Origin of the sequence: Massilia sp. NP310, from assembly GCF_019443485.1 — a bacterium.
Classification (GTDB): Bacteria; Pseudomonadota; Gammaproteobacteria; order Burkholderiales; family Burkholderiaceae_D; genus Telluria; species Telluria timonae.
Genome location: NZ_CP080379.1, coordinates 2,053,625 through 2,079,063, shown reverse-complemented (window position 1 = coordinate 2,079,063; position 25,439 = coordinate 2,053,625). Strand labels below are relative to the sequence as shown.

The 25,439-nt window shown below is 67.8% G+C and carries 16 protein-coding genes; 8 read left to right on the top strand and 8 right to left on the bottom strand.

The genetic code is table 11. From position 1 onward, the window contains the following. Positions 1-32 precede the first annotated feature (32 nt). Both KY496_RS08945 and KY496_RS08940 read right to left on the bottom strand, forming a co-directional pair. Positions 33-1,052, bottom strand: coding sequence for a glycoside hydrolase family 43 protein (locus KY496_RS08945; protein ID WP_219864527.1), 1,020 nt, complete (start codon positions 1,050-1,052; stop codon positions 33-35). 31 nt (positions 1,053-1,083) lie between these two features. Then, complete coding sequence (locus KY496_RS08940; protein ID WP_219864526.1) at positions 1,084-2,571, bottom strand: MFS transporter; 1,488 nt, start codon at positions 2,569-2,571, stop codon at positions 1,084-1,086. Between the two features lie 288 nt (positions 2,572-2,859). On the opposite strand from KY496_RS08940, the gene KY496_RS08935 reads away from it, so the two are divergent. Together KY496_RS08935 and KY496_RS08930 are read left to right on the top strand one after the other, a co-directional pair. Then, entirely contained in the window at positions 2,860-3,957 is a 1,098-nt protein-coding gene (locus tag KY496_RS08935; protein WP_071362151.1) for a LacI family DNA-binding transcriptional regulator, read from the top strand. Positions 3,958-4,052: 95 nt separating this feature from the next. After that, on the top strand, positions 4,053-5,330 hold the full coding sequence (locus tag KY496_RS08930; RefSeq protein ID WP_219864525.1) for an SGNH/GDSL hydrolase family protein: 1,278 nt from the start codon (positions 4,053-4,055) through the stop codon (positions 5,328-5,330). On the opposite strand, the gene KY496_RS08925 is transcribed toward KY496_RS08930, so the two are convergent. The 4 genes from KY496_RS08925 to KY496_RS08910 are packed head-to-tail and all read right to left on the bottom strand — an operon-like array spanning position 5,312 to position 11,834. Then, the gene (locus tag KY496_RS08925) at positions 5,312-6,940 is read right to left on the bottom strand and encodes a glycoside hydrolase family 43 protein (RefSeq protein ID WP_219864524.1); all 1,629 of its coding nucleotides are present in this window, start codon (positions 6,938-6,940) and stop codon (positions 5,312-5,314) included. The genes KY496_RS08930 and KY496_RS08925 overlap by 19 nt on opposite strands. Beyond that, a complete protein-coding gene (locus KY496_RS08920) occupies positions 6,937-8,241 on the bottom strand; it encodes an MFS transporter (RefSeq protein ID WP_219864523.1) in 1,305 nt (434 codons plus the stop codon). Before KY496_RS08920 ends, KY496_RS08925 begins: the two co-directional genes overlap by 4 nt. Then, the gene (locus KY496_RS08915; RefSeq protein WP_219864522.1) at positions 8,238-9,608 is read right to left on the bottom strand and encodes an enolase C-terminal domain-like protein; all 1,371 of its coding nucleotides are present in this window, start codon (positions 9,606-9,608) and stop codon (positions 8,238-8,240) included. The genes KY496_RS08920 and KY496_RS08915 overlap by 4 nt, the downstream gene beginning before the upstream one ends. 36 nt (positions 9,609-9,644) lie before the next feature. Further along, positions 9,645-11,834: an alpha-glucuronidase family glycosyl hydrolase gene (locus KY496_RS08910; RefSeq protein WP_219864521.1), complete on the bottom strand. Its 2,190-nt coding sequence runs from the start codon at positions 11,832-11,834 to the stop codon at positions 9,645-9,647. Positions 11,835-12,150: 316 nt separating this feature from the next. Between KY496_RS08910 and KY496_RS08905 the strand changes: the two genes are divergently transcribed. From KY496_RS08905 to KY496_RS08880, 6 genes are all read left to right on the top strand, one after another. Beyond that, positions 12,151-12,294, top strand: a complete 144-nt coding sequence (locus KY496_RS08905; RefSeq protein ID WP_219864520.1) for a hypothetical protein — start codon at positions 12,151-12,153, stop codon at positions 12,292-12,294. Positions 12,295-12,415: 121 nt separating this feature from the next. Next, a complete protein-coding gene (locus tag KY496_RS08900; RefSeq protein WP_005666768.1) occupies positions 12,416-15,496 on the top strand; it encodes a TonB-dependent receptor in 3,081 nt (1,026 codons plus the stop codon). A gap of 161 nt (positions 15,497-15,657) precedes the next feature. Continuing rightward, entirely contained in the window at positions 15,658-16,842 is a 1,185-nt protein-coding gene (locus tag KY496_RS08895) for a fumarylacetoacetate hydrolase family protein (RefSeq protein ID WP_219864519.1), read from the top strand. Between the two features lie 26 nt (positions 16,843-16,868). Further along, positions 16,869-17,675, top strand: a complete 807-nt coding sequence (locus KY496_RS08890) for an SDR family NAD(P)-dependent oxidoreductase (protein WP_219864518.1) — start codon at positions 16,869-16,871, stop codon at positions 17,673-17,675. Then, positions 17,672-18,544 (top strand): SMP-30/gluconolactonase/LRE family protein, encoded by an 873-nt coding sequence (locus KY496_RS08885; RefSeq protein WP_005666774.1) that lies wholly within the window; start codon positions 17,672-17,674, stop codon positions 18,542-18,544. The genes KY496_RS08890 and KY496_RS08885 overlap by 4 nt, the downstream gene beginning before the upstream one ends. A 19-nt stretch (positions 18,545-18,563) precedes the next feature. Next, positions 18,564-20,354: an IlvD/Edd family dehydratase gene (locus KY496_RS08880; RefSeq protein ID WP_219864517.1), complete on the top strand. Its 1,791-nt coding sequence runs from the start codon at positions 18,564-18,566 to the stop codon at positions 20,352-20,354. Positions 20,355-20,367: 13 nt separating this feature from the next. Here KY496_RS08880 and KY496_RS08875 read toward each other — a convergent pair whose 3' ends face one another. Then, positions 20,368-24,117: an AAA family ATPase gene (locus KY496_RS08875; protein ID WP_219864516.1), complete on the bottom strand. Its 3,750-nt coding sequence runs from the start codon at positions 24,115-24,117 to the stop codon at positions 20,368-20,370. After that, a complete protein-coding gene (locus KY496_RS08870; protein WP_219864515.1) occupies positions 24,114-25,385 on the bottom strand; it encodes an exonuclease SbcCD subunit D C-terminal domain-containing protein in 1,272 nt (423 codons plus the stop codon). Before KY496_RS08870 ends, KY496_RS08875 begins: the two co-directional genes overlap by 4 nt. Positions 25,386-25,439 lie beyond the last annotated feature (54 nt).

Here is a 25,439-nt window from a genome sequence, read left to right as displayed (position 1 = left end):
CCTTTAATTTATTGTGGTTGTTATCGCAGGTCTCAGTCCTGGCGATATGGCGAGATGGTGACGATCTTGCCGTCGTCGTCGTAATGCAGCTCGGTCACCTTCACCGAACGCAGGTGGGTGACGCCGCCCGACAGGCTGCTGTCGTGATAGAAGAGATACGAGCGGCCTTCGAACTCGCAGATCGAATGGTGGGTGGTCCAGCCGATCACCGGGGTCATGATCTGGCCCGCGTAGGTGAAGGGGCCGTAGGGGCTGTCGCCGATTGCGTAGCACAGCAGGTGGGTGTCGCCGGTCGAATAAGAGAAGTAGTACTTGCCGTCGTGCTTGTGCAGCCACGGGGCCTCGAAGAAGCGGCGATCGTGGTCGCCGGCCAGCAGCTCCTTGCCGTCGGCGTCGAGGATGCGCACGGGGCGCGGCTCTTCGCTCAGCTCCAGCATGTCGCCGCGCAGGCGCGCCACGCGCGGCTGCAGGGCCGGCTCGTGCGCCGCCGGTTCTTCATGGTCGGGGCTGTAGAGGTTGTCGCGGTACTTCTGCAGCTGGCCGCCCCAGATGCCGCCGAAATAGAGATAGAACTCGCCGTCGTCGTCGCCGAACACGGCCGGGTCGATCGAATAGCTGCCGGCGATCGGCTGCGGTTGCGCGGTGAACGGGCCGGTCGGACTGTCGCCGACCGCGACGCCGATCTGGAAGATGCCGTCCGGCCGTTTGGCCGGGAAGTACAGGTAATACTTGCCGTCCTTGCGCGCGCAGTCGGGCGCCCACATCTGGCGCGCCGCCCACGGCACGTCGCGCACGTGCAGGGCCACGCCGTGGTCGACCGCTTCGGCGCCCGGATGGTCCATCGAGACGACGTGATAGTCCTCCATCGCGAAATGGGCGCCGTCGTCGTTGAACGGCACGCCGGCCTCGATGTCGTGCGACGGGTAGATGTAGATGCGGCCGTCGAACACGTGGGCCGACGGATCGGCGATGTAGATGTGCTCGAGCAGCGGCTGGGAGATGGCGCGCTCTTTCAGGGCTTGCACGCGGTCTTTGTCGATAATTTCAGGCATGGATATGGTCTGGTTCGGGTTCAGAAGAAAATCATTGCTGGGCGGCGAGTGCGCGGCGTTCGCCGAGTTCGCGCTCGATCTGCAGCTCGGTGGTCTTGCGAATGTCGTACAGCGACAGACAGCACACGGCCAGCAGGAAGGGGATGGCGGCATACACGCTGACCGACAGGCGCACGCCATCGGCCACCTGGCCCGACTGGACGGCCAGGGCGGCGTCGTAGCCATAGGCCGACAGCAGGGCCGCCACCAGCGCGCCACCGATGGAGAGGCCCGCCTTGAGGCCGAAGATCATGGCCGAGAACAGCAGGGCGGTGGCGCGGCGGTTGTTCTTCCATTCCGAGTAGTCGGCGACGTCGGCGATCATCGCCCACAGCAACGGGATCGTGATGCCGTAGAAGAAGCCGTACAGGATCTGGGCGCCGAACACCAGGCCGATCGAGCCCGGGCCGATCCAGTAGTAGCTGAGGCGGAAGATCGCTGCCAGCAGCAGCGCGGCGCCGAACACGTCGCGCTTGCCGAAGCGGTCGGCCAGTGGCTTCGAGAAGCCGATCCCGACGATCATCAGGATGATGCCGACCGCGTTGAACAGGGAAAAGCCCGAGGTGGCGGCGTCTTCCGGCCAGTGGAAGGCGGTCAGGCCCATGCCGGTGAGCACCGCGTTGAGGCCGTCGATGAAGCCCAGGAAGCCGACGTCGCTGAGAAAAGCCGCCAGCGCCGCCTCCTCCAGGTAGTTGCGGAAGTAGAAGATGTACATGCCACCCTTGAGCGACAGCGTGATGAACACCAGGATGGTCAGCACCAGCATCACCACCCAGGGGCGGTTGCACAGCAGGTCGGCCACGTCCTGCCTGATGCTCGAGCGCTGGCTTGGCGCGGGCACGATGCGTTCGCGGGTGGTGAAGAAGGTGATCAGGAAGCAGATGGTGCCGGCCACCGCGAAGAACATCATCACGGTCTGGAAGCCGGCCACCTTGTCGCCCGCGCCCAGGATCAGCACCAGCGGCAGCAGCAGCACCTGGATCACCAGCTGCGCGACCAGCACCGCGACGAAGCGGTACGACGACAGGCTGTTGCGGTCGGCCATGCTGCCGGTCAGCACGCCGCTCAGGGCTGAGTAGGGCAGGTTGTTGGCCGAGTACACCAGCATCAGGAGGATGTAGGTCAGCAGCGCGTAGATGTACTTGCCGCGCTCGCCCAGGTCGGGCGTGCTGAAGGCGAGGATCGCCACCAGGCCGAACGGCACCGAGGTCCACAGGATCCAGGGACGGAACTTGCCCCAGCGGGTCGAAGTGCGGTCGGCGATGATGCCCATCAGCGGGTTGAAGCAGGCGCCGACCAGGCCGCCCATGAAGATGATGCTGGCCGCGGCGTTGGGTGAGATCTGATAGACGTCGGTGTAGAAGAAGGCGAGGAAGGTGAGCAGGGTCTGGAAGATCAGGTTGGCCGCCAGATCGCCCAATGCATAGCCGATTTTTTCAGTTGTCTCCAGCGTCGGCTGCGCCTTGATAATTGTAGTCATTGTCTTGCCAATCTATATGTTGAAAAGCAATTGCGGCCCTCAACCGTCAGGCACGCGGCAAGCGCGTTCATGACGGTCGGGCCACGCATGTATCACGTCAACCTCGCAAAAAGTTAGCGCAATCATTGTTTTCGATTGTGGATGAGATGCTAACGCCCGTCAACCGCTTTATTGCCCGGCCGCATATCAGATATAAGCCTGGGAGTGGCGGTAAATACGGCGCTGCGTGTTAGAATGAGGACGTTAAAGTTCGCGCAAACATCGCAAGGTCTTCCAGGGATTCTCCGCATGCCTAATTCCACGATCGGACTCGTCAATCCAGCGGAGCTCAAGCGCGGCCCCAATATGGCCGACGTGGCGAAGCTTGCCGGGGTGTCGCCGATGACGGTGTCGCGGGTCATGAGCGGCAAGGCTACCGTGCGCGCCAGCACGCGCAAGAAGGTGACGGCCGCCGCCGCGGCCCTGAACTACGCGCCGCACCCCGAGGCGCGGCTGTTGGCCGGATCGCGGCCGATCCGCATCGGCTTCCTGTACAGCATGCCGAGCGTGCGCAGCGGCGCCTATCTCACCGAGGTCTTGCTGGGATTGCTGAACAAGGTCAGCCTGAACAACGTCCAGCTGCTGGTCGAGAAGTGCGCCGACGGCGAACAGATCGCCGAGCAGACCCAGCGCCTGATCGATAACCAGATGGACGGCATCATCCTGCCGCCGCCGCTGGTCGACAATGCCGAGATCGTGGCGCGCATCGTCGACGCCGGCATTCCGCTGGCCCTGATCGCCTGCGGCCAGCCCGATGCGCGGGCCAGCGCGATCGGCATCGACGATCGCCAGGCCGCCTACGAGATGACGCGCCACCTGATCGAACTGGGCCACCAGCGGATCGGCTTCATCAGCGGACATCCCTACCAGTCGGCGAGCAGCGCCCGGCTGCAAGGCTACCAGGCCGCCATCGAGGAATTCGGCGCCGACCCCGCGCCCGAGCTGGTGGCGCAGGGGATGTTCAACTATCGCTCGGGGCTCGACGCCGCCGAGATCCTGCTGGCGCTGCCCGACCGGCCGACGGCGATCTTCGCCAGCAACGACGACATGGCCGCCGCCACGGTCGCGGTAGCCCATCGCCTGGGGCTCGACGTGCCGGGCGACATCACGGTGGTCGGCTTCGACGATACCGCGCTGTCGACCACGATCTGGCCGGCGCTCACCACCGTGCGCCAGCCGACCATGGACATGGCAGAGGCGGCGATCGAATGCATCGTCCGGCGCGTGACGAACGAGCGCACCGGCCTGGCCGCGGGTCCCGAGCACATCAAGACCGATTTCACGCTGGTGCGGCGCCAGTCCGACGCGGCGCCGCGGATCCGGCCGCCGGTGCGCATCGTCGCCTGAAACTCCCGTCTACCACTGGTTTGTTTGCGCTATCATTAGCGTTACAGATTTGGTAGTCCTGCGTCCCGCAGGTCATGCCATCACCGGAGACCACATTGAATACTTTTCGTCGAGGCCGCCTGGCCATCGCCGTCCTGGCCACGCTTGGCCTGGGCGCCTGCACACTGCCACCTTCTGTTACTGATAGCGGCTCCCGCCACTGGGTGGCCAGCTGGGGCACATCCCAGATGTCTTACGGCCAGGCCGAAGCCATGCCGGCCGAGTTGTGGAAGGACGGCACCGTGCGCCAGGTCGTGCGCCTGTCGCTGGGTGGCAGCCAGGTCCGGGTCCGGATCAGCAATGCCTACGGCAGCGAGATGCTGGTCGTGAACGAGGCGAGCATCGCGCGCGCCGTGCGGCCCGGTTCATCCGAGGTGGTGGCGGGTTCGCTCCAGGGCCTGCGCTTCAACGGCAGTACCTCGGTGCGCATACCGGCGGGCGCCGAGTATGTCAGCGATCCGGTCGACCTGGCGGCGGCGAGCGGCCTCGATATCGCGGTCACTATGCACCTGGCGAATGCGGCCGGGCAGCAGACCGGCCATGCCGGCGCGCGTACCACGACTTACCTGGCTCCGGGCCGCCAGACCATGGCCGCGAGTCTCCCGGACGCCAAGACCGTCACCCGCTGGCACCAGCTGGCCGATATCGAAGTCAGCGCCGCGCCGCCCGCGCGGGCCGTGGTCGTGATCGGCGATTCGATCACCGACGGCTATGGCGCCACGACGGACGCCAACAACCGCTGGACCGATCATCTGGTGCGGCGCATCGCGCAGGACGGCAAGCGACAGCTCGCCGTGATCAATGCCGGCATCGGCGGCGGCCGCCTGCTGCGCGAGGGCCTGGGCCCGAGCCTCGTCACGCGTTTCGAGCGCGACGTCCTGGCCAGGAATGGCGTGAGCCATGCGGTCGTCTTCATCGGCGTCAACGACATCGGGGTGCTGCGCCGCTCGAAAGAGGACACGCCGCAAGCGATCGAGGCGATGCTGGGCGACTTCAAGCAGGCGCATTTGCAGATGATCGCGCGCGCCCATGCCAAGGGAATCTGCGTGATCGGCGCGACCATCACGCCCTTCATGGGCAGCGGCTACTATGCGCCGGCGCAGCACAACGAGGCGCTGCGCCAAGCGGTCAACGACTGGGTGCGGACCGAAAAGGCCTTCGACGGCGTGCTGGATTTCGACGGTGTGCTGCGCGATCCGGCCCGTCCGTCCTACCTGGCCAAGGCCTATGACAGCGGCGACGGCCTGCATCCGTCGCACGCCGGCTATGCCGCGCTGGCAGCGGCGGTGCCGCTGCAGCAGTTCGACAATTGCGCCTACAGCCGGCTGCGGTAGGGCCGCTCGCGGTATTCGAAATAATCGAAGTCGGCATACAGCGCGGTGCCGGCCATGTCCTGGCAGGCCATGCCGACGAAGGCGCCGGTGAAGTTGGGCTGGCCGGGCGCGCTGGCCTCGTCCGACAGGATGCTGGCGTCGAACTGCTGCGGTAGCCACTGCCAGGGGCCGTCGTCGACGCGATAGCCGAACAGCAGGCGCTCCTCGTCCACCTCGACCCGCAGTTCGACCGGCACGCCGGCGGGCAGGGCGAGCGGCGCGGTGAAGCTGTCCGCCTGCAGGTGGTTGGGCAGGCTGCTCATCACGCGCAGGTGCTTGCCGATCTCGTCGTCGTGCGTGATGTACAGGTAGTGGAATTTAGAGGCGCCGTAGTAGCAGACCAGGCCGGCCTGCTGCTGGAAGTGTTCCGGCTCGAACTCGACCAGAGTGGACGCGCTGAAGCAGTGGGCCTGCTGCCGGCGCGCGACCAGCGCCTGGCGGAAGGTGCTGCCCAGGCTTTCGCGTCCGTACAGGCGCAGGTGGCCGGGCCGCGCCGTCAGGCTGAACAGCTCTTCCGGATACGGCGTGCGCAGCCACTGGAAATCGATCGGCAGCACCAAGGCGTCGAAATCGCTTCGTTCGGGCGCGGCGTCGAAACGGTATTCGGGCAGGCCGGGCGCCGGCACGTCCAGCTGCGGCATGCCCTCGCCATCGAGCGTGCGCAGCCAGCCGTCTTCGCCCCACACCACCTGCTGGATCGCGGTCTCGCGTCCCAGGGTGCAGGTGCCGCGGTTGCGCAGCGGCCGGCCGCACAGGTAGACCATGTACGTGCGGCCGTCCGGCGTGTCGACCAGGTCGGCGTGCCCTGCGCGCTGCAGTGCGGCGTCGGGCCGCGCACGGGTGCTCAGGACGTTCACGTCCGGATGCAGCTCGTACGGTCCGAGCAAGTCGCGCGAGCGCGCCATCGTCACGCCATGGTTCCAGCCGGTGCCGCCTTCGGCGGTGAGCAGGTAGTAATAGCCGTTGCGGCGGTACAGGTGCGGCGCTTCGGTCAGGCCGTGTTCGGTCCCGGCGAAGATATTGGTGCGAGTGCCGACCAGGCGCCGCTCCTCGACCGAATATTCCTGCAGCACGATCCCGGCGAAGCGCTTGCCGCCGGGGCGGTGGTCCCATAGCTGGTTCAATACGTACTTGCGCCCCTCGTCGTCGTGGAACAGCGACGGATCGAAGCCGCTGCTGTTCAGGTGGACCGGATCGGACCACGGGCCGTCGATGCTCGGGCTGGTGACCAGGTAATTATGAAAATCGCGCAGCGAGGCGCTGCCGCCGGCGCCGCCGGTCGAGGTGCGGCCATAGCGCTTGACGTCGGTGTAGATCAGCCAGAACAGGCCATCCGCATGGGTCAGGCACGGCGCCCACACGCCGCAGGAATCGGGCGCGCCGCGCATGTCGAGCTGGCTGGCGCGGGTCAGCGGCCGGCCGGCCAGGCGCCAGTTGACCAGGTCGCGCGAGTGGTGGATCTGCACCCCCGGGTACCACTCGAAGGTGGAGGTCGCGATGTAGTAGTCGTCGCCGACCCGCACGATGGACGGGTCGGGATTGAATCCGCGCAGGATCGGGTTGTGGATCATGGTTTTTGCATCGAAATGGGTTGGGGCTCGAAGGTGGGATCCCGTACCAGGGTCCACAGCAGCACCGCCGCGACCAGGTCGAGCACCGCCAGGCTGACGAAGAAGGGCGTGTAGCCGACGCTGGCCAGCAGGGTGCCGATCAGCAGCGAGAAGATGAGCAGGCCCAGGTTGCCGAAGGTGCCGCACATGCCGGCCACGGTGGCCACCTCGTTGCGCCAGAACAGGTCGGACGACATGGTGATGACGGTGACCGACAGCGTCTGGTGGGCAAAGCCCGCAAGGCTGAGCAGGGCGATCGCGGCATAGGCATCGTCGACGTAGCCGACGAAGGCCACGCCCATCATCATGATGGCGCCGAGGGTGAACGCGCCGCGCCGGGCATTGATCAGGCGTATCCCGCGCTTTTGCAGGGCCAGCACCACCACCGGACCGAACATGCAGCCCAGGTCGGCCGCGAGGAAGGGCAGCCAGGCGAACATGGCGATGTCCTTCAGCTCGAAGCCGCGCACCGTGGTCAGGTACAGCGGCACCCAGAACGCCAGCGTGCCCCAGGCCGGATCGGCCAGGAAGCGCGGCAGGGCAATGCCCCAGAAATTGCGTTGTTTGAGGATGCTGAGCACCGAGGGCTTGGTGCCGTCGCCGGCCAGGTGGTCTTCCTGGCCGGCGGCGATGTGCGCCGCCTCGGCCTCGGACAGGCGGCGGTGGCGCTTCGGCGCGTCGTACAGCAGCAGCCAGGCGCACACCCACACCAGGCCCAGCGCGCCGGTGATCACGAAGGCCGATTGCCAGTTGTAGTGCAGGATGGCCCACACCACCAGCGGCGGGGCCAGCATCGAGCCGAACGAGGCGCCGATATTGAACACGCCGCCCGCCAGGCCGCGCTCCTTGGCCGGGAACCATTCGGACACCGCCTTCATCCCGGCCGGGTTGGCCGAGCCTTCCGCGAAGCCGAGCAGGCCGCGCAGCACGGCCAGGGTCTGCCAGTTGGTGGCCATGCCGTGCGCCATGCAGATCAGCGACCAGGCGGTGGCGAAGATCGCGAAGCCGTACTTGAGGCCGATCACGTCGAGCACGTAGCCGCACAGCGGCTGCAGCATGATCGCGCCCTGGAAGGCGGCCGTGATGTACGAATACTCCCTGGCCGTGATCTCCAGCTCCGCCAGCAGGGTGGGGGCGGCCACGGCCAGCGAGCTGCGGGTCAGGTAGTTGACCACCGCGCCCAGCATGATCAGGCCGATCATCCACCAGCGCAGGCCGCGGATGGTGCCGCCGCGGGTCCGGCCAAGGATTGCTGCGATCATGGATTGACCATGCTGGGGCGCTTCGGATCGTAGGTCCATCCCGGCACCAGGTAGCGCATCGCCATCGCATCGTCGCGCGCGCCGCCGGCCACCTTCTTGTAGAGTTCATGGGCCGCGTTGATCTGCTCCATGTCCGGCTCGATGCCCAGGCCCGGCCGTTCCGGCACCGCCACCTGGCCGCCAACGATTTGCAGCGGTTCTTTCGTCAGGCGCTCGCGGCCTTCCTGCCAGATCCAGTGGGTGTCGATCGCCGTGATCGTGCCCGGCGCCGCCGCGGCGCAATGGGTGAACATCGCCAGCGACACGTCGAAGTGGTTGTTCGAGTGCGAGCCCCAGGTCAGGCCCCAGTCGTGGCATAGCTGGGCCAGGCGCACCGAACCCTGCATGGTCCAGAAGTGCGGGTCGGCGAGCGGGATGTCGACCGCGCCCAGCAGGTGCGAATGGGCCATCTGCCGCCAGTCGGTGGCGACCATATTGGTGGCGGTGCGGATGCCTGTTGCGCGCTTGAACTCGGCCATGATCTCGCGGCCCGAATAGCCGCCCTCGGGGCCGCACGGGTCTTCGGCGTAGGCCAGCAGCTGGCCCTGGCCGCGGCAGGCGTCGATCGCCTCCCGCAGCGACCAGGCGCCGTTGGGGTCGAGCGTCACGCCAGCCTCGGGGAAGCGGCGCTTGATCGTGGCGACGGCTTCCATCTCTTCTTCGGCGCGCATCACGCCGCCCTTGAGCTTGAAGTCCCTGAAGCCGTACTGCTCGACCGCCGCCGCGGCCATCTCGCCGATCGATTCGGCGCTGAGCGCTTCTTCGTTGCGGACCCGGTACCAGCCGTCGCGGCCGGCATCATCGTCGTAGCCGAGGTCGGTGCGGCCACGGTCGCCGATATAAAACAGATAGGCCAGCATCGGCACGTGGCTGCGCTGCTGGCCGTCGCCCAGCAGCTCGCACAGCGGCAGGCCCATGAACTGGCCGAGCAGGTCGAGCAGGGCCGCCTCCACCGCCGTCACCACGTTCTCGAGACGCAGGTTGATCTCGTGCGGCTGCTTCATCACCGCCGCTTCGGCGCTGGACGTGACCTGGTGGCTGACGCCCGAGATGGCGGCGCGCAGCCGGTTCAGGGTGCGGCGGTGGTGGGCGATCTCGGTGCCTTCCACCAGCGGCACCAGCTTTTGCAGGGCCAGCAGGATGCCGTTGGAGCCGGGCACCTCGCCCATGCCGGTGCGGCCGGCGCTGTCCTTCAACAGCACCAGGATGCGGGTGAAGTAGGGCGCATGGGCGCCGCACAGGTTGAGCAGCATGCTGTCGCGGCCGGCGACCGGGATCACCCGCATTTCCACGATGGTCGGGGTGGCGGCGCGTTGAATCGGGTTCATCTCATCTCCAGGAGTGAATGGGGCAGGCGGGATCGTTCAGATCCCCGGGGCATACGGGAAGCGGATCGACTTGTAGTGGTCGAGCGAGTGCGCTGGCTTGCGCACGCCGGCCGGCAACGGCAGCTCGGACACGTCCTGGAAATAGGCGAGGCTGGCGTCGCGCCACCATTGCGCTTCGACGTGCTGCTGGGCCAGGCGCTGCGCGGTGTCGGCGAAGCGCTGGGCGTCGACGAAGGGTTTCAGGCGCTGCCACTCGGCCTGCATCGCGGCGGCTTCGGCCACGCCGTGGTCGTAGTGCGCCACCAGTTCTTCCCACAGGGTGCGGCCGGACGGCATCCGGTAATCCCACGGCAGGCGGTGGAACCAGAGCAGCAGTTCGGGCGGCGTCGTTTTCGGGTCGGCGAAGCGGCGCGCCACCTCGGGCGCATACTGGGCCACGGCATTGCTGCCCTTGGCGGTGCGGTCGAAGCCGATGCCGTCGCGGCCGGCGCGGTGGTAATAGATCGGGTTCCAGTCGGCGCGTTCCAGGTTGTCGACCCAGGGCGCCGGACCATGGTGGTGGCTGCTGCCCATCACGTGGTTCAGGCCAAGCGGCGTCATGTAGTCGACCACCGCTTCGCGCGAGCGCATCATGATGTTCACGACCGGGTCCAGCAGGCGCGCGTCCGGGCTGAAGGTCTGGGCCGCCCACTCGCGCGCGATGACGCGGCTGTCGAGGCCCTGGTCCCAGGCCATGCGGCCATACACATACCAGTTGGCCTGGTCGAAGATCGAGCCGCTCCAGCTGCGGCTGCTGCCGATGTTGGCGACGCCTGCAATTCCACCTACCTTGCCGCCGACGCGGCCCTGCTTGCCCTGGATGGTGTCGGCCACCGTCAGCTTGCGTCCGCCAATGCGGGTATCGAATTCCAGTGTCTCCTGGAACATCGGGCCGAGATAGGCCAGGTGGGTGGCGAAGCCCAGGTACTCCTTGGTGATCTGGAATTCCATGATCAGCGGCGTCTTCGGCATCGCGCCGAACATCGGGTGGGCCGGCTCGCGCGGCTGGAAGTCGATCGCGCCGTTCTTCACCTGCACCAGCACGTTGTCGTCGAACTTGCCGTCCAGCGGCAGGAACTGGTCGTAGGCCTCGACCGCGCGGTCATGCAGCTTGCCCGCCTTCGATTCCTCGGGCGAGGCGTACACGAAGGCGCGCCACATCACGATGCCTTTGTGCGGGGCCACGGCGCGCGCCAGCATGTTGGCGCCGTCGGCGTGGTGGCGGCGATAGTCCTGCGGACCCGGCTGGCCTTCCGAATTGGCCTTGACCAGGAAGCCGCCGAAATCGGGAATGGTGCGGTAGATTTCGTCGGCCTTGTTCTTCCACCACGCGGCGACCTCCGGGTCGAGCGGATCGGCCGTCTTCGTCTGCTTCATCTCGAGCGGCGTCGACCAGCGCACCGACAGGTAGACCCGGATGCCGTAGGGGCGCAGCACGTCGGCGATGGCGGCGGCCTTGGCGATGAAGGGCGCGCCGAGCACCTCGGCCTTGGAGTTCACGTTGTTCAGGACGGCGCCGTTGATGCCCAGCGAGGCATTGGCGCGCGCATAGTCGGTATAGCGCGGATCGACGATGTGCGGGAGTTCCCACCAGTTCCAGATCGACTCGCCGGCATAGCCGCGCTCCACGCTGCGATCGAGGTTGTCCCAGTGGTTCAGCACGCGCAGGGGCAGGGTGGGGCTGGAGGCCAGCGCAATCTGGTCAGCGCGGGCGCCCGTCTGCAGCTGGCGCAGCCAGGCGAAGCTGCCGTACAGCAGGCCGATGTCGGTATTGGCCGCAACCAGGGTGACGGCGACGCCATCCAGCCTGGCGCGCCGCACCAGGTAGCCTTCGTCGCCGAGCTTGCGCAACTGCTCGCGCACGGCGGATACGGCATCCAGGCCGGCCGGCAGGTCGACGCCGCGCGCCAGCACGATGGTATCGAGGCGCGCTCTGTCGACGACGCCAGGCTCCTTGCCCAGCAGTCCCTGCAGGCCACGTTGCAGCTCGGCGCGCGCCGCGCCCCTGGTCGGGCTGTCGGCGCCGAGCATCAGGATCGAGTCGGCAACCTGCGCGCGCTGGGCGGCGGGGAGGGGTTGATAGCGCAACCACAGTTGATAGCCATCCTCTGCGGCGGCATGGGTCGGGATGCATAACAGCATGCCGAGAAGAAACGCGGCCCAGAGCCGCCCGAAGAGTCGGTGCATTCGCTTGTCTCCATGTTTTTATAGACCCAGAATGTTTGTTTTGTATCATCCGGCTGCGGGAATGTTAGCGCGAACCTTTTCGATTTGAAAGCATTTTGTTGCGTCGTCCACGATGCGGAGGCGGCAGCCGGCGCACCAGCAGCCGGGTCGCCAGGCACGCTAGATAGGCCTAACATCCGCGCTTTCGCCACGCGCGGAATATTTTGTTGACAATCATTATTTTTGACCAGTAGACTGCGATGGTTGCGATAACATTCGTGTTAATAGAGATGTTCGTAACATGTGCTTGAAGTAGAAAAATAACGAGGAGATAAGCATGCAACAGCGAGACGTCACCGCACGTCCGGCCATGCCTTCTGGCGGCCGCACCAATCACTCATCCATTCCAGTCGCGTGGCCGGACTTGCCGACCCCGCGCCCTGCGCATTCCTTCGTGTCGAAGGGCGTGACCTGCCGCTAGCGCGCCAGGGAAGAAAGCCCTGTTTGCCCCGACAAGGCAGTTTTGCCTACCCATAAGACAACCGTAGAAGGTTGCTTGCCAAGAAGTACATAGAAGTAAAAAAACCATCAGGAGACATTGAATGACTCGTAATGCTAAGCAGCAGGGTGTAGCTCGCCGGCGCCAGTGGGCGCTCGGCCTGACCGTCATGGCGGGCCTGGTTCACCAGGCGTACGCGCAGGACACCACCGCCACCACCACCGATGCCAATGCGCAAGCCAATGTGAACGTCGTCAAAGTGACCGGTTACCGCGGCAGCCTGCTGGCGTCGGCGCGCGACAAGAAGGAAGCCGTCGGCTTCCAGGACACCATCAGTTCGGAAGACATGGGTAAATTCCCGGACAAGAACATCGCGGAATCGCTCAGCCGCATTCCCGGCGTCCAGATTTCGCGCGACGTCACGGGCGAAGGCATGAACGTCCAGATCCGCGGCCTGGGCTCCAGCTTCACCAAGGTCCTGCTGAACAATGCGCAGATCGCCGTGGCGTCGTCCGGACCGATCGACGGCGCCAGCACCAACCGCGAGATCGACCTCGACCTGCTGCCGACCGAGCTGTTCACCAAGCTAACGGTCAGCAAGAGCCCGAATGCCTCGCAGCTCGAGGGCGGCGCCGCCGGCGTCGTCAACCTGCGCAGCGCGCGGCCGTTCGACAAGGAAGGCGCCTACGTCGTGTACAACGCGAGCGCGCAGAAGCAGGAAATCGCGAACGACGTCGGCGGGCGCGGCTCGATCCTGGCGAGCAAGACCTGGGGCGACAAGTTCGGTATCCTCGGCGGCGTCTACTACAACCGCCAGAAAGCGCGCACCACCGGCTACGAGACGGTCGGCCTGACCAATGCCAACCTGTCGGCTGCGCAGAACGGCCTGCCTTCGCGTAACAATACCGGCGGCGGCAACTGGACGATTCCCGGCACCGTGCCCGTCGGCGCGGGCGCGGGCCTCGTTCCCGGCACGCCGATCAACCAGGGCTTCCTGGAGGCCAACAACCCGGGCACCAGCATCACCGCGATCGACAACGCGCTGGTCCCGCGCCTCGGCCGCTACATGGAATACTACGGCGACCGCGACAAGGCCTCGGCCATCATCAGCGCCGAGTATCGTCCTACCGAAAACCTGCACTTCTACGTCGACACGCTGTACAGCGAAAAGGACGACGACATGCAGCGCATCGGCTACACCTGGGCCATGCGCAACGAGTTCGCCATTCCGCTCAATATGACCGTGGACCGCGCCGATTGCAGCGCCGGTTGCACGGCGACGGGCGGCACCTTCGCCAATGCGCGCTACTTCATCGAGTACGGCCCGCGCCGCGACAAGACCACGCTCAAGGGCATCAACCCGGGGATGACGTGGCAGATCGCGCCAACCCTGAAGCTCGAGGCGCAGGCCAACGCGACGGAGTCGGACTTCACGCACGAAGCGCCGACCGTCATGCCGATCACCGCGGCGGGCAGCGGACTGGTGGCCAGCTATGACGCCACCAATGGCGGGGTGCCCAGCATCACGTTCAACAACGATGTGAACAACCCGGCGAATCTTGGCTGGGCAGGTGGCCGCGTCAATATCCAGAACGAGCTGCGCGAAACCAGCACCAAGGGCTTCCATACCGACCTGACCTGGGGCGACAACAAGCTGAACCTGAAGCTCGGCTACGCCTACGACGACATCGACCGCCGCATCCGCGGCCAGGACAACTCGGCCGCCTGGCAGGCCGCGGTGTGCGGCAACAATCCAAGCGTGTTCCTGCAAGGCCCCAACGGCGCGCCGGCCTGCGACGGCGCCAACACGCCTGGCGCGAGCGCAGCGGCGCTCTATCCCGGCTTCGGCACCGGCTACACCGCGGGACGCACCGACCAGCTGGTCTACCAGGGCTCGCTGATCCCGGCCGACAAGCTGGCAAGCTACCTGGTGCCTGGCGAATACGGCCGCCTGGTCGTCGACTGGGACCGTTTCAGGAAGGATTCGAACTACGATTACTACAACTCGACGGCGCCGGATTCGACCAGTTCGTCGACCGGGGCGAGCGCGGGCTACATGCGCGAGAAGACCTCGGGCTTCTATACCGAGATCAACGGGTCGACCCTGCTCGCCAACATGCCGTTCCGGTATAACGCCGGCGTGCGGTATGTGCGCACCAAGCAGGAGGTCGGCTCCCTGAATTCGTTCAGCGATCCACGCAACGCCAACCTGACGCTGAATGGCGCCAAGTACCCGAACGCGACCGAGTGGCAGTATGTGAACAACACCTACAACAACACGCTGCCATCCGGCACCGCCGCCCTGACGGTCGCCAACAACGTCATCGTGCGCGCCGCGGCATCGAAGAGCATGACGCGCGCCAATCCGAACTCGCTGCGTCCCGGCATCAACTTCAGCTCGGTGTCGGCCGACGTCGGCACGATCGGCAGCCCCGAACTGCAGCCCTACATCTCGAAGAACCTGGACTTCGGCGTCGACTGGTACACCGGCGGCGAAGGCTATGTGAGCCTGACCGTGTTCCAGAAGAAGCTCAAGGGCTTCACGGTGATCGAGAACCGTACCTTGCCGTTCAGCGCGCTGGAGCAGTATGGCGTCACCTATAACAACCTGATCCCGAACGCCCAGGCGGCGATCGACGCGCGCGGCGGCCCGGGCGCGGCGACCGTGGTGATGAGCCAGGAACGCAATGCCGGCGGCATCCTGCGGATTCGCGGCCTGGAAATCGGCTGGGTCCAGCCACTCGACAGGTTCTTGCCGATCAAGGGCTTCGGCTTCAGCGAAACCGCGACCCTGATCAACCAGTCGGCCAGCGGCGAGGGCACCAACGGCTTCGTGGCGCTGAACGTGCCGCGCAAGAGCAACAACTTCGGCATCTACTACGAGAACCACGGCTTCATGGCCCGTTTCTCGCACACCTACCGCGAAGGCAGCCAGGCGGCCAGCGGCGGCCAGAACGGCATCGCGGCGGCTGCCCTGTATGGCCGCGCGTACAAGCAGGCCGACTTCTCGTCGAGCGTGGATCTGGAGCGGGTGTTCGATCGTGAGGGCTGGCCGACCGTCACCTTCGATGTCGTCAACATCAACAAGGCCAAGCGGGACTCGTACTTCCAGTTCGAGAGCGCGCAGTTCGGGTTCTATGACCCGGGCCGCACCTTCCAGCTGGGTGTGCGCGGCGAGTTCTGACCCGACGCTGCCTGACCCGCCCTCCTCAGGCCTGCCGTCCCTCGGCAGGCATGAGGAGGAGGTGATGATTGCGTTAACATTAATGTTAGAATCATGTCCGAAGGCTTCGCCCCGAACCCCATACTGCCGCCCCGAGGGCGGCACCAGCAATCGAGGAACCCATGACTACCATCCAAGCCAATCCGCTTCCCGATGACCTCGACCGCGCGCTGCTGGTCGGCCGGGTCTGGCGCACCGGCGCCAACGAAGGTCCAGCCGTGGTCGCCGTGCGCGGCGGCCGCCTGGTCGACATCACCCGCCATGCGCCGACCGTGGCCGACCTGTTCGAGCGCCGCGACCTGCTGGCCATCGCGGGCGGCGCCGAGGGCGAAGACCTCGGCGAGGTGCGCGCGCTGATGGACGCCGCGCTGCGCGGCGAGGCCGGCGCCAACGGCATGCGCCTGCTGGCGCCATGCGACCTGCAGGCGATCAAGGCCGCCGGCGTGACGTTTGCCGTCAGCCTGCTGGAACGCGTGATCGAAGAGCAGGCCAAGGGCGACCCGTCGCGCGCCGAGGCGCTGCGCGCGCAGCTGCAGGCGACGATCGGCACCGACCTGTCGGACATCGTGCCGGGCTCGGAGGCCGCGCAGCGCCTGAAGACCGAACTGTCGGCGCGCGGCCTGTGGTCGCAGTACATGGAAGTGGGCATCGGCCCGGACGCCGAAGTCTTCACCAAGTCGCAGCCGATGTCGGCGGTGGGCCACGGCGCCGACATCGGCCTGCATCCGACCTCGCACTGGAACAATCCCGAACCCGAGATCGTGCTGGCGGTGAACAGCCGCGCCGAGATCGTCGGCGCCACCCTGGGCAACGACGTCAACCTGCGCGACATCGAAGGCCGCAGCGCCCTGTTGCTGGGCAAGGCCAAGGACAACAACGCTTCCTGCGCCATCGGCCCCTTCATCCGCCTGTTCGACGACACCTATTCGCTCGACACCCTGCGCGCGTGCGAGGTGAACATGCTGATCGAAGGCGTGGACGACGGCTTCATCCTGGAAGGCAGCAGCCGCATGCGCGAGATCAGCCGCGACCCGCTCGACCTGGTGGCCCAGACCTGCGGCCCGCACCACCAGTACCCGGACGGCTTCATGCTGTTCCTCGGCACGATGTTCTCGCCGATCAAGGACCGCGACGCCGAAGGCGGCGGCTTTACCCACCACCTGGGCGACAAGGTCGGCATCTCGACCCCATCGCTCGGCACCCTGGTCAACACCGTGCAACGCAGCGACGCGATCACGCCCTGGACCTTCGGCGTGCGCGCGCTGTACGCCAACCTGGCGCGGCGCGGCCTGCTGGTCCAGGAATAAAAACAGCCCTTAATACGAAAACCCCCATGTCTGACAACAATCAATCGGGCTTTAACAGCGCAGCCTTTGTATACGCAACTTATCCGGACCTGAACGGCAAGCGCGTCGTCATCACCGGCGGCGGCAGCGGCATCGGCGCCGAGCTGGTCACCGCCTTCGTCGGGCAGGGCGCCCGGGTCTGGTTCCTCGACATCGCCGAGGGCGCAGGACGCGCCCTGGCCGAGTCGCTGGACGGCGCGACCCACGCACCGCGCTTCGTCCATTGCGACCTGACCGACCTCGATGCGCTCAAGCGCGCCTTCGACGGCATCGTGCAGGACGCCGGCGCGGTCGACATCCTGCTCAACAACGCGGCCAACGATGACCGTCACAGCATCGGCGACGTCACCCCGGCCTACTGGGAAAGCCGGATGAACGTCAACCTGCGCCACCAGTTCTTCTGTTCCCAGGCCGTCATTCCCGGCATGCGGGAGCAGGGCCACGGCGTGATCCAGAATTTCGGCTCGATCTCGTGGCACCTGCCGCATACCGAGCTGGCCCTGTACATGACGGCCAAGGCCGGCGTCGAGGGCATGACGCGCGCGATGGCGCGCGAGCTCGGGCCGCACGGCATCCGCACCGTGGCCGTGGTGCCGGGCGCGGTGCGCACCCCGCGCCAGGAAGCGCTGTGGCACACGCCGCACGAGGAAGCGCGCATCCTCAACGGCCAGTGCCTGCAGGAGCGCGTGGAGATGCAGGACGTGGCGGCGCTGTCGCTGTTCCTGGCCTCCAACAATGCGCGTCGCTGCAGCGGCCGCGAATACTTCGTCGACGCGGGCTGGTACGGCGCATGAACAACGCGCCGCACTGCCTGTGGGAGGTGGGCGCCACGCTTGGCGAAGGCGCGCTGTGGCATGGCGCGGCGGGCCAGGTGTGGTTCGTCGACATCAAGGGCCGGCGCCTGCATTGCTATGGCGCCGGCAATGGCGAAAAACGCAGCTGGGACGCGCCGGGGCAGGTGAGTTTCGTGGTGCCGGTCGCGGGCGGTGGTTTCGTCTGTGCGCTGGAGGACGGCCTGTACCGCTTCCACGAGGCGAGCGGCGAGTTCACCCCCTTGCTGAAGGTCGAGGCCGACCAGCCGGGCAACCGCTTCAACGACGGCCACGTCGACGCCGCCGGCAGCCTGTGGTTCGGTTCGATGGACGATGCCGAGGACCAGGCCAGCGGCGCGCTGTACCGTTTCGACGGACGCGCGGCGAGCCGCGTGGACGACGGCTACGTGATCACCAACGGCCCGGCCATCAGCCCCGATGGGCGCACGCTGTACCACACCGACACGCTGGCCAGGCGCATCTACGCCTTCGACCTGGGCCAGGACGGCCTGGTCGCGCGCAAGCGCCTGTTCGCCGAGCTGGCCGACGGCGGCTATCCGGACGGCATGGCGGTCGATGCCGAGGGCTGCCTGTGGGTGGCCACCTTCGGCGGCTGGCGCATCGACCGCTTCGACCCGCAGGGACGCAAGGTGGGCGAAGTGCGCTTCCCGTGCGCCAACATCACCAAGCTCGCCTTCGGCGGCGACGACCTGCGCACCGTGTATGCCACGACCGCGCGCAAGGGCCTGTCGGCCGCCCAGCTCGACGCGCAGCCACTCGCGGGCGGGCTGTTCACCTTCCGCGCCGACGTGCCGGGACTGCCGCAGCATGCGTTGCGGCTGCAGGATTAACCATGGAATATCCGACACAATGAGCAACAACGTGAATAACAGCGCCAAGCGTCGCTACCGGTCCCAGGACTGGTTCGACAATCCCGAGCGCATCGACATGACCGCGCTCTACCTCGAGCGCTTCATGAACTACGGGATCACGCCCGAAGAGCTGCGCTGCGGCAAACCGATCATCGGCATCGCCCAGAGCGGCAGCGACATCACGCCGTGCAACCGCATCCACCTGGAGACCGTCAAGCGGGTGCGCGACGGCATCCGCGACGCCGGCGGCATTCCGATGGAATTCCCGCTGCATCCGATCTTCGAGAACTGCCGCCGTCCGACCGCGGCCCTGGACCGCAACCTGGCCTATCTCGGCCTGGTCGAGATCCTGCACGGCTATCCGATCGACGCCGTGGTGCTCACCACCGGCTGCGACAAGACCGTGCCGGCCCAGCTGATGGCCGCGGCCACGGTCGACATTCCGGCCATCGTGCTGTCGGGCGGGCCGATGCTCGACGGCTGGTTCGAGGGTGAGCTGGTGGGCTCCGGCGCCGCCATCTGGAAGGCGCGCCGCCAGCTGGCGGCCGGCGCCATCGACGAAAAGAAGTTCGTCGACATCGCCACCGCATCGGCGCCATCCGCCGGGCACTGCAACACCATGGGCACTGCCTCGACCATGAATGCCGTGGCCGAGGCGCTGGGCATGTCGCTCACCGGCTGCTCGGCGATTCCCGCGCCTTACCGCGAGCGCGGCCAGATGGCCTATGAAACCGGCCGCCGCATCGTCGAACTGGCGAAGGACGACGTGCGCCCCTCGCAGATCATGACGCGCGAAGCCTTCCTCGACGCGATCGTGGTCAACGCCGCGATCGGCGGCTCGAGCAACGCCCAGCCGCACATCGTGGCCATGGCGCGCCATGCGGGCGTGGAGATCACGCCCGAGGACTGGATGGAGTACGGCTACGACGTGCCGCTGCTGCTGAACATGCAGCCGGCCGGCAAATACCTGGGCGAGCGCTTCCACCGCGCCGGCGGCGTGCCGGCCGTGATGTGGGAGCTGGAGCAGGCGGGCAAGCTGCGCTCGCAGCGTCCCACCGTCACCGGCAAGACCATGGCCGAGAACGTCTACGACCGCGAGACCGACGACCGCGAGATGATCAAGCCGTTCGCCGAGCCGCTCAAGGAAACGGCGGGCTTCCTGGTCCTGAAGGGCAATCTGTTCGACTTCGCGATCATGAAGACCAGCGTGATCTCGCCGGCCTTCCGCGCGCGTTATCTCGCCAATCCGGGGCACGAGAACTGCTTCGAGTGCAAGGTTGTCGTATTCGACGGCTCGGACGACTATCATCACCGGATCAACGATCCGAGCCTGGGCATCGACGAGAACACGATGCTGGTGATCCGCGGCGCGGGCCCGGTGGGCTGGCCCGGTTCGGCCGAGGTGGTCAATATGCAGCCGCCCGATCACCTGATCAAGGAAGGCATCAACAACCTGCCGACCCTGGGCGACGGCCGCCAGTCGGGCACCTCGGACAGCCCGTCGATCCTGAACGCCTCGCCCGAGAGCGCGGCCGGCGGCAACCTGGCGCTGCTGCGCACGGGCGACGTGATCCGGGTCGACCTGAACCACGGCCGCTGCGACGTGCTGCTGTCGGACGAGGACCTGGAAGCGCGCCGGAGCGACGCGCCGCCGCCGATCCCCGCCAGCCAGACCCCGTGGCAGGAGATCTACCGCGCCACGGTGGGCCAGCTGCACAAGGGCGCGTGCATGGAACTCGCCCTGCCGTATCGCGGCGTGGGGCACGACATGCCGCGCCACAACCACTGATCCAACTGCGCGGTCACTCCACCACGATCGCGCTGCTGCCTCCACCGGCGGGTCGCACCAGCACCTTGGTCGCGATCCGCTCGGTCATCTCCTGCACGTGCGAGATCACGCCGACCTTGCGGCCCATCGACTGCAGCGCGTCCAGGGCGTCCATCGCCACCCCCAGCGTTTCGCTGTCGAGGCTGCCGAAGCCCTCGTCGATGAACAGCGATTCGACCCGCACCCGGTTCGAGGACAGCGAGGCCAGGCCCAGCGCCAGCGCCAGCGACACCAGGAACGATTCGCCGCCCGACAGCGAGTTCACCGAGCGCACTTCGCCGCCCATGTCCTGGTCGCGCACCATCAGCGCCAGCGACGGCATGCCCTGGTAGCTGACGCGCTCCAGGCGGTAGCGCCGGGCCAGCTGCTTCAGGTGCTCGTTGGCATAGCCGAGCAGCACGTCGAGCGTGAATTGCTGGGCGTAGTTGCGGAACTTCTTGCCGTCGCTGGAGCCGATCAGCTCCGACAGCTTGCCCCAGCGCTGCTCGAGCGCCTGCTGGCGCTCGATCTCGGCCAGGCTCGATTCGGCCTGGCGGCGCCGCTCGTCGTCCTGCATCACGCGCAGGCGCAGCGCGGTCGCCGCCTCGATCGCTGCCTGGCGTTCGACGGCCAGCGCGTCGAAGGTGGCCTGCACCGCCTCGAACAATTGACCGTCCGGAGGACTGGACTCGAGGTGGGCCGCGCGCTGGGCGCGGCGCTCGTTCAGGATCGCGCTGGCATTGGCGACCGCGCTCTCGATGGCGTTCAGCGCGCTGCGCTCCTGCGCCAGCCAGGCGGCGCCGACCTGCAGCAGGCGCGCCAGTTCGTCGGTGTCCCCGATGTCGTCCAGGCCGTCGGCCTGGCGCCGGTAGTCTTCCAGCCATTCGGCCAGTTGCGCGCTGGCCGTGGCGCCAGCCCCGTCGAGTTCCGCGATGCGCTCGATGAGTTGGGCCTGCGCGGTGCGGGCCCGGGTCTCGGCCTGCGCGGCCTCATTGGCGGCTTGCTGGCGCGCCGTTACCTGCGCGCGCGCCGCGCTCACGGCGGCGCTCAGTTCGCGTTCGACTTCGGCCGCCGCGCGCCCTTGCCACAAGGCGGCGCGCGCCGCGCGTTTCGCGCCCAATTCGCCGTCGATGCGTTCGAACTCGAAGGCCAGCCGGGCGCCGGCCGCGTCGATTTCGGCGATGCGCGCCTGGAGCGCATTCACCTCGACTTCGATGGTCGCGCTCGCGGCGGCGCCGCGCGCCTGGGCCTCGGTCTGCTCGCGCCACCCGGCGGCTTCGGCGGCGCGGGCCTGGCTCCAGGCGACGGGATCGTGGCGCCAGGCCGTCTGCCAGCCGTCGCCGTGGGCGGCGGCCATGGCGGGGTCGAGTTCGGCCAGCAGGGCGCCCAGTTGCGTGGCTGTCGCCTGCTGGCCGGCGTCCAGCGTTTTCAGTTCGCTCTGCAGGCGGGTCGCCGTTTCGCGCTCGGCCTCGGCATTGCCGCGCAGCCGCGCCAGCACCGACTGCGCGCCGTCGACGTCGCGCTGGGCCGCGTCGCGTGCGCTGGCGGCGGCGCGCAGGGCCTGTTCGCGTCGCGCCAGCGCATCGAGGGCGTCGCGCAAGGCGCCGCGTTGAGCGCCGAACCAGTCGCTGCGTTCCTGTTCGCCCGGCGCCTCGGCCGCCAGTGGATCGGCATCCCAGGCCCCGGCCAGGCCGGCGATCTGGAGATCGACCGCCGCGCGATCGTTGGCAAGCGCATCCAGACGTTCCTGGGCGGCGACGAGCGCGGCGCCGTGGGTCGCCTGCAGCGCGCCATTCTCGCGCACGCGCAGGCGGCAGCCGTCGACTTCGGCCCGCAGGCCCGTCAGCATCGCGTTCAGCGTCGCATCCTGGTGGGCGTAGGGGTGGTCGAGGGCGCCGCACACGGGGCAGGGGGCGTCGTCCACCAGGTTCGCGCGCAGTTGCTCCACATTGGCGGCGCACGCTAGTTCGGCCGCGCTCAGCGAGCGTTCGGCCTGCGCCATCGCCGCTTCCAGTGCCGGCGCGGCGGCGCGCGCCTCCTGCAGGGCGCGTTCGGCGCCTGCCGCGGCGCTCGCGGCGCGGTCCGCTTCGCGCGCGAGTCCGGCCAGCGTGTCGCGCGCCGCCGACAGGTCGAGCCAGGTACGTTCGGCCGCCGCCAGCCGTTCGCGGCGTCCTTCCAGCTGCCGGCGTTCGGCGCCGATTGCCTCGGCGTCGAACTCCCCGAGCGCCGCCATCGCCGCGCGCCGGTTCGCCTCCAGGAGGTCGAGACGTTCGATGGCCTGCGCCAGCGCGCCGGCCGCCTGGGCGTCGCGCCCTGCCGCCTGGTCGGCCGCGGTGCGGGTGGCCGCCAGCGCCGCTGCGCCCGCAGCGAGCGCAGTTTGCGCCTGGCCGGCCTGGCGCAGCAGGCGTTCCCACTGGGCCCAAGCGGTGGCCACGCCTTCGTGCCGCGACTGGGCCGCCAGCCACGCGGCGGCGGCCTCCACAAGGCCACGCGCGCGCGCGAGTTCTTCGGATTTCGCCGCGTGCTGGACCCGCGCCTCTCGCGCCTGCTGGCGCGCCGCTTCCAGCGCAGTCTTGGCCTGGGCATGGCCGGGAGCGAGCGTCTCGAGCGCCGCATCCAGGGCCTTGGCCTGGTCCAGTTGCGGGGCGGCGGCGCGCAGCTGCTCTTCGAAGGCGTCGAGGCGCGCGATGGCGGCGTCGACGTCGGCATTGCTCACGCGGCGCGCTTCGAGCGCCGCCGCCAGCTCGGCTTCGAGCTTCGCGACCGAAGAATGTGCCTGGCGCCGTTCGGTTTCCAGGCGCTGGACCTCGGTCGCCAGCGGCCGTGCCGGCTGCACCGCTTCCAGCGTGGCCAGGCGCTGGCGCCGTTCGGCGGCCGCGGCGCGCTCGCTGTTGGCGGCGGCCAGCGCTTCCTCGGCCTGGGCCTGGGCGCGCCCGAGCTTGTCGAGCTCCTGGTGCCAGCGCAGCTGCTGTTCCAGCAGGGCGTGGCGGCTGTCGAGCGCCTCACGCGCGGCGTCGGCGGCGCCGCGCTCGAGGTCGAGTTGGGCGCGTTCGCCTGGCGCCAGCGGCGCCACATTGGCCAGCTTGGCCTGCAGCGCCTGGGTGCGCTGCTGTTCGAGCTTGTAGCGCTCGAAGGCGCGGCGCGAGATCTCGCTGTAGACCGTGGTGCCGGTCAGGGTCTCGAGCAGCTCGCCGCGTTCGTTCTCGTCGGTCTTCAAGAATGCCGAGAACTCGTTCTGGGCCAGCAGCACGGCGCGTGTGAACTGCTCGAACGACAGGCCGATGCGCTGCACGATCTCCGCCGCCACTTCGGTCTTGGTGCCGCCGATCGGCGCGAGTTCCGGCAGGCGGTGCAGGCTCATCTTGGCCGGCTGCAGCGCGCCGCCCGGCTTGTTGTAAGAGCGGCGCACGCTCCAGCGCGCGCGGTAGCGTCCGTCGTCGCTGCCGACGAAGTCGACTTCGGCCCAGGCCTCGGCCGCGCCGCGCCGCAGCAGGGTGCGCGGATCGAGCGCCGAGACGGTGTCGCCGCCCACGTCCGGCAACTGGCTGCCGGCGCGCTTGAGCATGCGCGGCGTGGCGTCGTACAGCGCCAGGCACAGGGCGTCGAGCAGGGTGCTTTTTCCGGCGCCGGTGGGGCCGCTGATGGCGAACAGGCCGCTGCTGGCCAGCGGTCCGGATTCGAAGTCGACCGCGAATTCGCCCGCCAGCGAAGCCAGGTTCTTGCCGCTGATGCGAAGGATCTTCATCGCGGCTCTCCTTCGACGGCGTGGAACAGTTCGGCGAACGATTCGATCTGTTCCGGCGGCGCCTCATCGCCATATTTTTGCCGCCACAGGCGGCGGAAGATATCGTCCGGCTGCAGCTGCGCCAACTGGTCCAGGCTCAGCGCTTCGGCCTCGTCGCTTGCTGCGACCAGCTTGCGCGTCGGCTCGATCTTGGCCAGCTTCACGGGTTTGCCCGCCAGGACCGCCTCGATGCGGGCGCGCAGTCCCGGCTCGGGGCCGTCCAGCAGCACCCGCACTTCGAGATAGGGCCAGGCCTGCTGCGGCAGATCCGCGTCGAGTTCCAATGCTTCCAGCGCCGCCAGCGCCTCTTCGAGCGGGGCAGGCAGGGCCGGCACGCGCAGCAGCTGCACCGGACGCGGCACATATAAAGGTTCCACTGCGGCGGCCCTGGCGCCGTCGAGATCGATGCGCAGCACCTGGTGCCGGTAGCCGACTTCGGAAAACGACAGCGGCAGCGGGCTGCCGCAATAGCGCACGTGTTCGAGGCCGCCGACGCGCTGGGCCAGGTGCAGGTGGCCCAGCGCCGCATAGGCGATGCTGGCGTCGAACATGCTGACCGGCAGGGCTTCGCTGCCGCCGATCACGATGCGGCGTTCGGAGTCTTCGGACGGCTGGCTTTTCGCCATATGGCAGTGGCCCATGGCGACGATGGCCTGGCCCGCGGCGGCCCGTTCGCGCGCCAGCGCATGCGCCTGGCGGTAGAGCAGGGCGGCGCCGTGCAGATAGGGATCGTTTGGCGCGGCCTCGGCCGGGTCGACGCCTTCGGCCGCGCGCAGGCGCGGCAGGTCGCCGGGACGCAGGAAGGGCACGGCCAGGCACCAGGCCGCGGTCTGGCCGTCGCGGTCGCGCAGCGGCACCAGCAGGCGCTCCAGGTCGATCTCGCCGTCGCCGCGGCGCAGGACATTGCCGACCACGATCGTGCCATGGGCTTCGAGCAGCGGCGTCGGCGCCTCCAGCCGGCCCGGCGAATCGTGGTTGCCGGCGATGACCACCACCTGCAGGTGCGGCACGCGGGCGCGCGCCTGCTGCAGGAAGCGGTACAGCTGGCGCTGGGCGCTCGAGGAAGGATTGGCGGTGTCGAAGATGTCGCCCGCGATCAGGAGCACGTCGATGCGCTCCTCCACCAGCGTGTCGGCCAGCCAGTCGAGGAAGCACTGGTGTTCGTAGGTCCGGTCGTGATTGTGCAGGGTCTGGCCGAGGTGCCAGTCGGAGGTGTGCAGCAGCCGCATGAGAGACTCGAGAAAGGTGGATCGACAAATCGGCGCCTACTATAACGCAGCCGA